Source organism: Streptomyces sp. E2N166 (genome assembly GCF_003671715.1).
In the GTDB taxonomy this organism is placed as follows: Bacteria; Actinomycetota; Actinomycetes; order Streptomycetales; family Streptomycetaceae; genus Streptomyces; species Streptomyces thinghirensis.
Window position 1 is genome coordinate 709,053 of sequence record NZ_RAIF01000006.1, and the last position, 11,603, is coordinate 720,655.

Genomic DNA, 11,603 nt, shown 5'->3' on the forward strand with positions numbered 1-11,603 from the left:
TGGTCGAAGTGCCCGCACCCGTACAAGGTTCGGTATCGGTCCGCGGCGGGGAAGCAGGTGAAGGAGTCCGGGTTCTCGACCCAGGACAAGGCGATCGCGCGTTTGACGGAGATCTACAACGCGAAGAAGGCGGCGCCGCGGGGACAGGCGAAGGCGGACCGGATCGCGAGGTACGGGGCGATGCGGTTCCAGGAGTACGCCGGCGAGTGGAAGGCCGGGCAGCGGGATCGGATGGTGGTCGAACGTTCACCGGTACCCATCTCCTCAGTCCGCGTCACCGGTCGGGAGCTGGCTTGGCGTCCGGCCGCCGTTGCCTCCGCGGGTGCGACTGGCGCCGCCACCGTCGCTGCCTGCGGGCCGCGTCGCGGGAGCTGTCACGTCCCGCTCGGCTGTTCGGCCGCCAGGTCGGGCTCGAGCGCCGGCCGGTGGCGGGGCCCGGCCAGCTCACAACGGACGTCGACCACGCCCTCGACCGAGCGCACCAGCCGTTCCACCAGCGGGACGACCGACGTGTCGCGGACCCGTCCGGCCAGTGTGACCACGCCCTCATGGACCTCGACCCGGACCGGACCGATGCCGTCCGGAAGGCGGCCGCCGACGACCTCGTGCCGGACCTCCTCAGCGATCTCCGGGTCGGGCCGGAGGAAGACCCTGAGCAGATCGCCACGACTCACGATCCCCCGCAGCACGCCGTCGGCGTCGACGACGGGCAGGCGTTTGATCCCACGCCGCGCCATGACACGAGCAGCCCCGGCCAGGGTCTCGTCGGGGCCCACCGTGATGGCGGGGGACGTCATCAGATCCGTCGCCGTCACCCCTCGCGCCTTGTCGTGAGCCGCGACGGGCCCGGTCCTCGGGTGCACGTCCTGGTCGCTGTCGCGGAACTCCTCCTTGCGCAGCAGGTCGGCCTCGGAGACGACGCCGACCACCCGGTTCCCCGCATCGATGACGGGGAGCGCACTCATCCGCCGCGTTCGCATGGTCCGCACGATGTCCTTGAACCCCGCCCCGGCGGCCAGCGCCACCACGGAACGGGTCATAACGTCACTCACGGTGTAGACGGAGCCGTACATCGCTTCCTCCCGCACATATGGGCGGCGTTCTCCACGTGACCAGGATCGGCCTGCCAGCCTGCGGCGGCTTGGGCCGAACGGTCCGTTTCAGAGGGCCACCCGCCCTGCCGTCCCTCGGTCCGTGAGAAGTGGTTGTCGGTCCCGCCCTTCTTGCTCTTCGCCACCTGACACTCACGGCACATGAGCCCTGTGCTTTTGGTCGCGGGCCACGCGCTGGGGGCCGAACGACCCTGCGATGGGGCCCGGGTGACCCGTGCCGCAGCAGCCGCCTGTCGTACAGGCTGAAAGCAGGAGCCTTGAGGGAGGCCGGGTATACACCTTCGGCAGCTCTCGCCGGTCTCGAGCCGGACTGGGCGCTCGACATGACGCGCACCGTCACGGCGAGTGCCTGGTCACACGTCACCGAACTATGAGCCGCACGAGGCGAAGGGGACAGGACGATGACCATCAACATGACCACGGCTCTGGCCGTCGGCCACCGGGACCGGCTGATGCGCCTTGCCCGCGAAGTCTCTTTCGAGGCGGGCACCCGACTGTTCGAAGAGGGCCGGCCGGCCGACCGGTTCTGGGTCATCCGCAGCGGCACCGTCACGCTCGACTCACGGGTTCCCGGCCGGCGGGCCGCCGCCATCGAGTCGGTGAGTCACGGGGAACTCCTCGGCTGGTCCTGGCACTTTCCTCCGTACCAGTGGCAGCTGGGCGCCGAGGCGCTGAGCCCGGTGAGGGCCTGGGAATTCGACGCGGAGGCCGTGCGGGCCCTGTGCGCTCGCGATCCGGAGTTCGGGCGGGCCGTCGCCGCCTGGGTCGGCTCCGTGGTCGCTCACCGCTTGCAGGCAGCGCGGATTCGCCTGCTCGATCTGTACGCGCCTTACGGCAGCGGGCACCGGGTGTGAGTACGTCGCCCTGCACCGTCAGCCGAGCCAGTCGTGGTGAGCGGAGACGCCGGGTGTCCACCGTTTCGGTCCTGGACCAGCGCGGCTGCTGCACCCGGAAAACGAAGGCTTTGCAGAAACCGTCGTCGGCACACGCGGCGCATCGAGGAGGAACCTTATGTCACATGGTCCGCATCTCGTGAGCGATGTCATGACGCACACCGTCGTGGCCGTGGGCCGCGGCGCCTCGTTCAAAGAGATCGTCGAGCTCATGCAGCAGTGGAAGATCAGTGCCCTGCCCGTGCTGGAGGGCGAGGGGCGTGTCGTCGGTGTCGTGTCGGAGGCAGATCTGCTGCCCAAAGAAGAGTTCCGCGACAGCGACCCTGACCGCTTCACGCAGTTGAGGCGGCTGCCCGACCTGGCCAAAGCGGGCGCACTGACCGCGGGCGAACTGATGAGTACACCGGCCGTCACCGTCCACGCCGACGCCACACTGGCGGAAGCCGCCCGGGCCATGGCACAGCGGCAGGTCAAGCGGCTGCCCGTCACCACCGTCGAGGGGCTCCTCGAAGGTGTGGTCAGTCGCACCGATCTCCTGAAGGTCTTCCTGCGGTCCGACGAGGAACTCGCCGCCGAGATTCGCCAGGAGATCGTCTCCCCCCTCTTCGCCGCCTCCGGGCAACCTGTCCAGGTCCGCGTCTCCAGCGGCAGGGTGACGCTCAGCGGCCGCCTGCGGGACACCTCGTTGGTGCCCGTGGCCGCCCGCCTGGTCCGCGCGGTCGAGGGAGTGGTCGGTGTCGAGTTCGATCCGTCGAACGGCGATGTGGTGCGTCAGGCGGACTGACACGCCGGGCACGAAGCAGGACGCGCGACGCGCCTTCCGATCAAGGGGATTCGGAGGCGCGTCGCGAGTGCTTCGACCGGGAGCCGGCCCTCGGCCCGCAGGGTCAGTGTTCCTTCGTCGACGGTGGTTCGGACGTCCGCGCCGAAGCCGACGGCGGCATGTCCATACCGTAAAGAGTGCGCCCGCCGACCAGCTCCCGGCCGGTGACCAGTTCCGGCTCGATGCGCACGAAGACTTCCACGGGCCAGGGCACCCACGACCGAGGGCCGATGCGGACCAGGTGCTTGTGTTCGTCAGGGTCGGTCACCACCGAGGCCGGGCCGGTGACGACAACGCTCCAGCCGCTGTGCGCCGCAGCGTCGACCTCGTCGGCTTCGAAGGCGACCACGGCGCCGTCGATGGCGCGGACCAGCTCCGAGGAGGCCGACGTGCGCAACAGCACGGCACCGCTCTTCTCCAGGAGGAAGTTGACCGGCAGGACGGCGGGCAGGGCTTCGCGTGTGTGCACGATGCGGCCCACCACCGCCGTGGCCAGCCGACTCAGGCTCTCCTGCCGGTTCAGTTCGCGAAATCCGTCGTTGCGGTACATCAGCCGGTCGTCTTTCCGTGTGTCGTCCGGTGCGCGGGCTCCTATCCTTCACGGGGTGAGCGGCCGGCGGCGAGGGCCATCAGTCCCTGATCTGTCGCGGGACGGCCCTCAGCCCGGTGGGCCCGCCCTCCGACGTGTCCGCCGGTGCCGCGTTCACTATGCGGTGACCTCGACGACCTCACGTCGTGGTCCGCCCAGCACGACCTTCAGTGCGCCGGTGTCGGCGGCGCGGGCGAAGACGTCGTACGCCTCCTGCATGCGGTCGAGCGGGAAGGTGTGGGTGACCGGCCCGGCGGCGGCAGGCGGCCGGCAGCCGCCATCCGCAACAGCGTGGGCGTGGAGTGGGTGTCCACCAGACCCGTGGTGATGGTGACGTTTTTGATCCAGAGGTCTTCGAGATGCAGGGTCACGGGCTTGCCGTGGACGCCGACGTTGGCGACGCGTCCCCCAGGCCGCACCATGCGGGTGCACATCTCGAAGGTCTCGGGCACCCCCACCGCCTCGATGGCGACGTCCGCACCGAGCCCTTCGGTCAGGTCGGCGACCAGCTGCTCGGGGCTTTCCTGGGCAGCGGCGACCGCGTCCGCCCCTGCCTTGCGGGCGGCGTCCAACCGGGCTGTGGCCACGTCCACGGCGACGATCCGCTCGGGTGCCAGAAGCCGGGCCATGGCGATGGCGGCCAGACCCACCGGGCCGGCGCCGACCACCACGGCGGTGTCCCGGGACGGACTCGACCGTTGAGCACACCCACCCGGTCCCCCGGTCGCACCGAACGGACGTCCCGGCCCGGTGACGGCATCGACCCGCACGATCGCGTCCGTGGAATCAATCAGAACCGGATCGGCGCCTTCGGTGAGGCAACCGCCGAAGGTGACATGCCCGCGGGCGTCGAGCCTGACCATGGCCCTCTTGACCCCCGGCACGGGCGGAATGTCCCGCCGCGAGGCCGTCGAGTCGAGCGGTCCGGAGCTGAAGAACCACACCGGCCGGTGCGCCAGAGCTCCGCGGTGCCGCTGTACGAAGCGCCTGGCGTCCTTGTGCCAGCGCCCGGCGTACAGGGCTCCGCCGACCACCACAGCCTCATAGCGGTCCAGATCCGTCACCGACCGGGCGGGCAGCACCTCGGCCGTGACCCCCGTCGTCCGCAGCACCTCCGCCACGGTCTCGGCGATCTCCTGCGTCGATCCGTTGGCCGTCCCGTAGGCGACCAGCACCCTCTGCTCCATGGTGGTCCGTCTCCTCTCACAGGCGCCGCAGCCAGTCGTCCGCGACACCGCCCGGCACGCGCGTGTCGTCCCGGAACTCGGAGTCGTCGAAGCGGTGGGTGAGCCTGTCCACGACGTCGACGACTCCGTCGGTCCTGCGGGTCATGGCCACCGCTATCTCGGTTTCGCTCTTCCGCTCCAGCTGCCCTTCCAGCGTGACGACTCCCTCCGTGACGGTGACGTCGACGCTGCCGTTGACCAGCCACAGTCCGCGTTGCAGCACCTCGCGGATCACTTCCTCGCGGATCTCCGCGTCGGGTCGCAGGAAGGTCTGCAGCAGGTCGTGCCGGGTGACGATGCCGACCAGGCGGTCGTCCTCGTCGAGTACCGGGAGCCGGTTCACCCGGTGCTCGACCATGGTGCGGGCGGCCTCCACCACGGTGTCCTCGGCGTGCACGCTGACGGCGGGCGCGGTCATCAGGAGGCCGGCCGTGCGCGCCCGGGCCTTGGCCGCCTGCCGGCGGGCACGCAGTGTCAGCCGTGCGAGGCGGAACCGCGGGGGCGGCTCGTAGGCGAGCGGCGTCGCGGCCTGATGGAGCATCAGGTCCGTCTCGGAGACGACGCCGATGACGTGCTGGTCGTCGTCCACCACGGGCAGTCCGCTGACGCGGTGTTCCGAGAGCAGCCCCGCGACGGCCTTGAAGGGGGTGCCGTACTCGGCGCGGATCACCTGGGTGGTCATCACGGAGCCGACCTTCTGGTTCCTCATGTCTGTTCCTCCTCAGCGTAGTCGGCGCAGATAGGGGTCCTGCGGCCGACGGGGCAGCAGGCGTATCCGCGCGTCGAGAACGGTGATCCCGCCGGGTGTGGCGAGGACCGGGTTGAAATCGGCCTCGGCGAGCTGCGGCAGGTCCACGGCCATCCCGGACAGCCGGTGGAGTACCTGCTCCAGCCCCTCCAGGTCGACGGGGCCGCCGCCTTGCGTGCCGAAGAGCAAGGGGGCGCAACGCGGGGCGGTGATCAGGTCGTGCACGTCCTGTCCGGTGAGCGGGGCGAGACGGGCGGCGTGGTCGGCGAGCACCTCTGTCGCCGTGCCCCCCAGGCCGAAGACGACGAGCGGGCCGAAGACGCCGTCCTGGACGACGCCGGCGAACAGCTCGGTGCCGCGGGATGCGAGCGGCTGGACGACGACTCCAGTCATGAGCCCTTCGAAGCGGCTTCGCAGGTCCTGGAAGGCCGTGCGTATCTGAGCCTCGTCGCGCAGGTCGAGGTGGACGGCGCGCTGGAGGCTCTTGTGCACGAGTCCGGGCCAGTGTGCCTTGAGGACCACTCGGCCGTCGGTGCCGCGCAGGCGCTCGGCGGCGCGTACGGCGTCGTCCTCGGTCTCGGCCCAGACCCAGGGCAGCTGAGGGATGCCGTAGCAGGAGAGGAGTTCGGCGCAGGCACGCGGGTCCAGCCAGCCTCCGTCCGGTCGCCGGCCAAGGAAGTCGTTGGCCAGGGCGTGCGCGCGGGAGGTGTCGATGTCGTCCGGGTCCGGCACGGTGCTGACGGGCCGGGCGAGCCAGGCGGCCCGTCGGGCTGCGTGGGCCAGCGCCCGTGCCGCCGCCTGCGGTTCGGCGTACGAGGGGATCGCCTCGCCGTCGGTGACGGGCAGCAGGGTGACCGGCAGGTCCTGTTCCAGACGTACGACGATGACGGGCTTGGCCCGGCGGCCGGGTCCTCGGGTGACGGCCCGGACCAGGTCGTCGCCGGTCGCGGCGGCGACCGCGGTGGGGACGAGGGCCACCAGGACCGCGTCGACGGACGGGTGACCCGCGAGCCGCTCGACGCAGGTGTGCAACGCGTCCTCGGTCACGGCGGCGGTGGCGTCCACGGGGTTGCCGGCGCTCGCTCCGGCGGGCAGCGCGGCGAGCAGGTCGCCGGCCAGTTCGGGGCTGGGCGGGTTGAGGGTCAGGCCGGCTTCGGCGCAGGCGTCCGCGGCCAGGACTCCCGCGCCGCCGGCGTTGGTGAGCACGGCGACGCGGGTGCCCGCCGGCAGGGGCTGTGCGTGCAGCAGGGCCGCCGCTTCCAGCAGCTCGCCGACGGAGCGGGTCGCGGTGACGCCGGCCTGGGTGAACAGTGCCTGGCGGGTCATCGTCCCGGTGGCCGCGGCGGCGGTGTGCGAGGCGGCGGCGCGGCGGCCGGCGTCGGTGCGTCCGGCATCGACGGTCAGTACCGGCATGCGCCGGGTGACCCGCCGGGCAGTGCGGGAGAAGGCCCGCGGGTTGCCGAAGGATTCCAGGTGGAGCAGGGCAAGGTCGGTGTGGCCGTCGCTCTCCCACCACTGGAGCAGGTCATTGCCGCTGACGTCGTACTTGTCGCCGAGCGAGGCGAACGTGGAGACGCCGATGCCCAGCCGGGACAGTCCCTCCAGCAGGGCGATGCCGATGCCGCCGGACTGTACGGCGACCCCCGCGGTCCCGGCGCGGGGGTGTGCGGCGGCGAAGGTGGCGTCGAAACGGTACCCGGGAGCGGTATTGGCCACGCCGAGGCAGTTGGGGCCGACCAGGCGCATCCCGTGAGTCCGGCAGGCGGTGAGCAGGGCCTCGGCCTGCTCCGTGTCCAGTCCGGCGGAGACCACGACGAGGGCGCGTACGCCCGCCTTGCCGCACTCCTCGGCGACGGCCGGCACGGTCCCGGCCGGGCTCGCCACGACGACCAGGTCAGGGAAGACGGGAAGGGCGCCGACGCAGGGGTAGGACGGTACGCCGAGGATGGCGGTGGTGGCGGGATTGACCGCGAACAGGCGGCCGGTGAAGCCGTCCTCGTGAAGGTGGTGCAGCAGGGCGCGTCCCACCGAGCCGGGACGGCGGCCGGCCCCGACGACGGCGATGGAGCGCGGCTTCAGCAGCGGCTCCAGGCTGGCCACGTCGGCGGTCCGTCCCCGGGCCTCCGAGGCCGTGAGGTAGGTCTCGTCGACGTGCAGGTCGATGGCGCAGTGCACCTCGGGGCCGTCGAAGTGCCGGGTCGCGGTGAGGCCGAGGTCGGCGAAGAGCCGCAGTACCTCGTGGTTGTCGCTGAGGGCGTCGGCGGTGAAGGCGGTGATGCCGTCGGTCCCGGCGGCCGAGACGAGGTGCTCGACGAGCAGGGTTCCCACGCCCCGGTGGTGCAGGCCGTCGGCGACCGCGACGGCGAGTTCGGCGGTGTGCGGCGCGTCGGCGGCGGCGTGGTACTCGACGAGGCCGAGGACCTGTCCGGCGCGTTCGGCGAGCAGGGCCCGGTGTCCGCGCCGGGCCGGCGCGCACACGGTGTCCGCGGCCAGGCCGACGGAGCGGGAGCCGGCTGAGAAGAAGCGCAGGCGGCGGTTGTCCGGTGACATCTCCGCGTAGAGCCCCTCCAGTTGGTCGTGGTCCCTGGGCTCGACGGCGCGGATACGGACGGTGGTGCCGTCCGTGAGCAGCGCGTGGACTGCGGGGCGGTGTGGCGTGTCGTCCTTCATGGCGGTTCTCCTTCGAGCCGCTCGGGTCCTTTGGCCTGTCGAGCGTCTGTCACGACGTCGGTCGCGCCCAGGGACCGACCGGGGATGCCCGCAGGGCCGGTCGGTCCCCGGTCTCCCGTCGGTCGTCCCGGGCGGCACCTCCGGGCGATCACGCCGTGTCGGGTACGACCGCGACCGGACAGACGGAGTGGTGCAGGAGCGTGTGGGCGACCCGGCCGAGGCGGTGCCCGAACTGCCCTGGACGCCGTCGGCCGAGGACCAGCAGGTCCGCCTCGTGCGAGGCGGTCAGCAGCACTCGGCGGGCGGGTCCCTCGGCCGTGTGGCGGCGCAGGCGTACGTCCGCCGGGGCGTCGGCGAGCGCGGCCTCCAGTTCCTTGGCCGCCCGTTCCTCGTGCACCCGCTCGGGCGTGCCCGCGAGCAGCGGGTGGTCGACCGTGTCGTGGGTGGGGCATCGCCATGCCCGTACCGCGTCCAGGGCGGCGCCGCGCCGCCGGGCCTCCTCGTAGGCGAAGCGCACCGCCGCGGTGGGTGCGTCGGCCACGCCGACGACTATGCGGCCGCGCCGGCCGCCGGCGGCCCGGTTGTCGTGGTTTCCGCGGATCACGATGACCGGACAGTCCGCCGTGGTGGCCACGGCCAGGCTGACGGAGCCGAGCAGGAGGTCGGCGAGTTCGCCGCGCCCGCGGGTGCCCACGATCACGGCGGAGGCGTTGCGCGCTTCGCGCAGGAGGACGTACTCCGGTTCTTCGGCCACCGCCGCGGTGGTGACGGCGAGGTCCGGGTGGTGACGACGGGCTCGGCGGGTGGCGACGACGAGGATGTCGTCGGAGGTGACGTGACCGGACGGCTTGCCGAGTTCGCGGGCGAGGGAAGCGCCCTCGTAGCGGTCCCAGCGGTAGGCGTGGACGATCCGCAGGGGTACTCCGTGTAGGGCGGCCTCGTCGGCCGCCCAGTCGACGGCCCGCAGGCTCGACTCGGAGCCGTCGACTCCGACGACCATGGGCAGGAACATCGTTCTCAGCCTCCCGCGTTGAGATCGAACACGATCCGGGCCTTGACCTGGCCGCCGAGGACCTCGTCGATGCAGTCGTTCACGGCGGCGAGCGGACGGGTCTCCCGGATGACCTTCGTGCGGCCCTCGGCGTGGAGCTGGAAGACCTCGGCGAGATCCTGCCGGGTGCCGACGATGGAGCCGATGACCGAGGTGCCGTTGAGGACCGTGTCGAAGATCGGGACCTGGAGGGTGCCGTGCGCCGGCAGGGCCACCATGACGAGTTTCCCGCCGCGCCGCAGACCGGAGTTGACGGCCTGGAAAGCGGCCGGGTTCACCGCGAGGGCGAGGGCGGCGTGCGCACCGCCGTGTCGTGCCAGCTCGGCGCCGACGTCCTGGGTGCGGGCGTCGATGACGATGTCCGCACCGAGCTCCCGGGCCAGTTGCAGCTTGTCGTCGGTGACGTCGATCGCGGCGACCCGGGCCCCGGCGATCTTCGCGTACTGCACCGCGAGGTGCCCGAGTCCGCCCACGCCCGAGATGGCGACGAGCTGGGCGGGCCGGACATCCGCGACCTTCAGCGCCTTGTAGGTGGTGACGCCCGCGCAGGTGAGCGGGGCGGCGTCGAGGGCGCTGACGCCCTCGGGCACCGGCTGGGCGAAGTCGGCCCAGGCCAGCATCTTCTCGGCGTACCCGCCGTCGCAGCCGTACCCGGTGTTGACCTGGTCCTCGCACAGGGTCTCCCAGCCGGACCGGCAGTGCTCGCACCGTCCGCACGCCTTGCCGAGCCAGGGCACGGCGACACGTTGTCCGACGGCGAGGTGGGCCACGCCGGCGCCCAGCTTCTCGACCAGGCCAACGCCCTCGTGCCCGGGGACGAACGGCGGGGTGGGCTTGACCGGCCAGTCGCCGTGCGCGGCGTGGATGTCGGTGTGGCACAGGCCGGATGCCTCGACGGCTACGAGCACCTGCCCCGGACCGGGCTCCGGATCGGGCCTGTCCTCGATGACCAGGGGCTTGCCGAACTCCCGGACGACCGCTGCCTTCATGGTCCTGCTCCTTCTGTGCTTGCCTTCGGTGGGCCGCGTCAGTCGTGCGCGACGACGGCGACGGGGGTGGTGGCGTGGTGCATGACCGCGTGGGCCACGGCGCCGATGTGCATGCCGAACGGGCTGCGGCGGATACGGCGGCCGACGACGACGAGGGACGCCTCGTGGGCCGCGTCCACGAGGTGGTTGGCGGGGCTGCCGAGCCTGGACTGTTCGGTCACCTCGACGTCCGGGTACTTCTCCCGCCACGGCCGGAGCGCTTCGGTGAGGGCGGCGGCCTGCTCGCGGATGATGTCCTCGCGGGGGTCGACGCCGGCGGCCAGGCTGTAGACGTAGTAGGGCGGCAGGTTCCACCCCGTGACGACGGTCAGCGTGGCCTCTCGGCGCCGGGCTTCCTCGAACGCGAAGGTGATGACCGTCTCGTCGGGGCTGTCGGTGTCCAGACCCAGGACCACGGGCCGGAAGCCGGTGGCGGCGGACGGTATGCCGGTGGGGTCCTTGACGTGTTCGTCGGCGGCCTGTTCGCCGGCCCGGACGAGAACAACCGGCACCTCGGCACGTGCGACCACGGACTGGCCGACGGACCCGATCAGGAAGCCCGCGAGGCCGCTCAGGGCACGCGAGCCCAGCACCAGCAGTTCCGCGTCGCGAGCGGCTTCGAGCAGCACCTCCGCCGGGGCCCCGGCCCGCTGCTCGGTGGTCACCTCGACGCCGGGGTGTCGCAGCCTCAGCCCTTCGGCGGCTTCCCGGGGGATGCGCTCGGTCCAGTGCTGGTGTGTTCCGGCGCCGAGGAGCGGGGCGTGGGCCATGGGCTCCGGTACCGGCTGCCACACGTGAAGCAGTCGTACCGGCATCTGGCGCAGCGCGGCTTCGCGGGCCGCCCACTCTGCGGCTGCCCGGCTCTCGGACGAGCCGTCGAGTCCTACGGTGATCGTGCGGGCCATGTCGGCCACCTCCTGTGTCATTGGTTCTGTTCTCAGCGTCTCTTCGGGCGGTGCCGGGGGCGGGGGCCTGTGGTCCCGGAGTGGGGCCGACGGTCCCTGCCGGCAAGCTGGTGGGGCGGGTCCTCGGGTGGTCCCGCCCCACCAGTCGTGTTCAGCGCAGCCACGCGTGGTCGCGGACGATGGGGAGCCGCGCCCACAGCCGGCCCAGCCCGAAGACGTTCCCGGCCGAGACCGCGGCCAGGGCGATGAGCACCACGGCGTACACCAGGTGGTAGTCGGCGAACGGGTTCGTCGACATGCTCGCCGACCCGTCGGACAGGTGCTTGGCCGGCGGCCACTCCGCCACCCACATCAACGCCATCATCACCGTCCCCGCGAAGGCCGCCAGACGCAGCGCCACCCCCGCGGTCAGAGCCAGCCCGATCCCCAGCAGACCCAGCATGAACAGCCAGTCCGCCCACGCCGCCCCGGCCCACGAGTGGAACGTCGACTCCATCGGACCGACCGCCACATGCCCCAGGAAACCCTCCGTGGGCGAACCACCGTCGATCCAGCCCT

General features: G+C 71.9%; 9 protein-coding genes and 3 pseudogenes. 2 read left to right on the forward strand and 10 right to left on the reverse strand.

The window, feature by feature from the left end:
* Window positions 1–374: 374 nt before the first annotated feature.
* The gene (locus EBH09_RS03715; protein ID WP_121745567.1) at window positions 375–1,073 is read right to left on the reverse strand and encodes a CBS domain-containing protein; all 699 of its coding nucleotides are present in this window, start codon (window positions 1,071–1,073) and stop codon (window positions 375–377) included.
* Window positions 1,074–1,513: 440 nt separating this feature from the next.
* On the opposite strand from EBH09_RS03715, the gene EBH09_RS03720 reads away from it, so the two are divergent.
* Window positions 1,514–1,966, forward strand: a complete 453-nt coding sequence (locus EBH09_RS03720) for a cyclic nucleotide-binding domain-containing protein (protein WP_121745568.1) — start codon at window positions 1,514–1,516, stop codon at window positions 1,964–1,966.
* Between the two features lie 157 nt (window positions 1,967–2,123).
* Window positions 2,124–2,789 carry a CBS domain-containing protein gene (locus EBH09_RS03725; protein ID WP_121745569.1) on the forward strand — a complete coding sequence of 222 codons (666 nt, stop codon included), beginning with the start codon at window positions 2,124–2,126 and terminating at the stop codon, window positions 2,787–2,789.
* A 103-nt stretch (window positions 2,790–2,892) separates the two neighbouring features.
* On the opposite strand, the gene EBH09_RS03730 is transcribed toward EBH09_RS03725, so the two are convergent.
* From EBH09_RS03730 to EBH09_RS03770, 9 genes and pseudogenes are all read right to left on the reverse strand, one after another.
* Window positions 2,893–3,378 carry a pyridoxamine 5'-phosphate oxidase family protein gene (locus EBH09_RS03730; RefSeq protein WP_121745570.1) on the reverse strand — a complete coding sequence of 162 codons (486 nt, stop codon included), beginning with the start codon at window positions 3,376–3,378 and terminating at the stop codon, window positions 2,893–2,895.
* 156 nt (window positions 3,379–3,534) lie between these two features.
* A pseudogene (locus EBH09_RS03735) lies at window positions 3,535–4,129 on the reverse strand (zinc-binding dehydrogenase); the annotation flags it as partial.
* Window positions 4,130–4,220: 91 nt separating this feature from the next.
* Window positions 4,221–4,604: pseudogene (locus EBH09_RS03740) on the reverse strand (flavodoxin domain-containing protein); the annotation flags it as partial.
* A gap of 16 nt (window positions 4,605–4,620) precedes the next feature.
* Window positions 4,621–5,352 carry a CBS domain-containing protein gene (locus tag EBH09_RS03745; RefSeq protein ID WP_121745571.1) on the reverse strand — a complete coding sequence of 244 codons (732 nt, stop codon included), beginning with the start codon at window positions 5,350–5,352 and terminating at the stop codon, window positions 4,621–4,623.
* A 12-nt stretch (window positions 5,353–5,364) separates the two neighbouring features.
* Window positions 5,365–8,061, reverse strand: coding sequence for a GNAT family N-acetyltransferase (locus EBH09_RS03750; protein ID WP_121745572.1), 2,697 nt, complete (start codon window positions 8,059–8,061; stop codon window positions 5,365–5,367).
* A 148-nt stretch (window positions 8,062–8,209) separates the two neighbouring features.
* Window positions 8,210–9,073, reverse strand: a complete 864-nt coding sequence (locus tag EBH09_RS03755; RefSeq protein WP_121745573.1) for a universal stress protein — start codon at window positions 9,071–9,073, stop codon at window positions 8,210–8,212.
* A gap of 5 nt (window positions 9,074–9,078) precedes the next feature.
* Entirely contained in the window at window positions 9,079–10,101 is a 1,023-nt protein-coding gene (adhP, locus tag EBH09_RS03760; RefSeq protein WP_121745574.1) for an alcohol dehydrogenase AdhP, read from the reverse strand.
* A gap of 38 nt (window positions 10,102–10,139) precedes the next feature.
* Window positions 10,140–11,045, reverse strand: a complete 906-nt coding sequence (locus tag EBH09_RS03765; protein WP_121746220.1) for a universal stress protein — start codon at window positions 11,043–11,045, stop codon at window positions 10,140–10,142.
* Between the two features lie 151 nt (window positions 11,046–11,196).
* A pseudogene (locus tag EBH09_RS03770) lies at window positions 11,197–11,603 on the reverse strand (hypothetical protein); the annotation flags it as partial.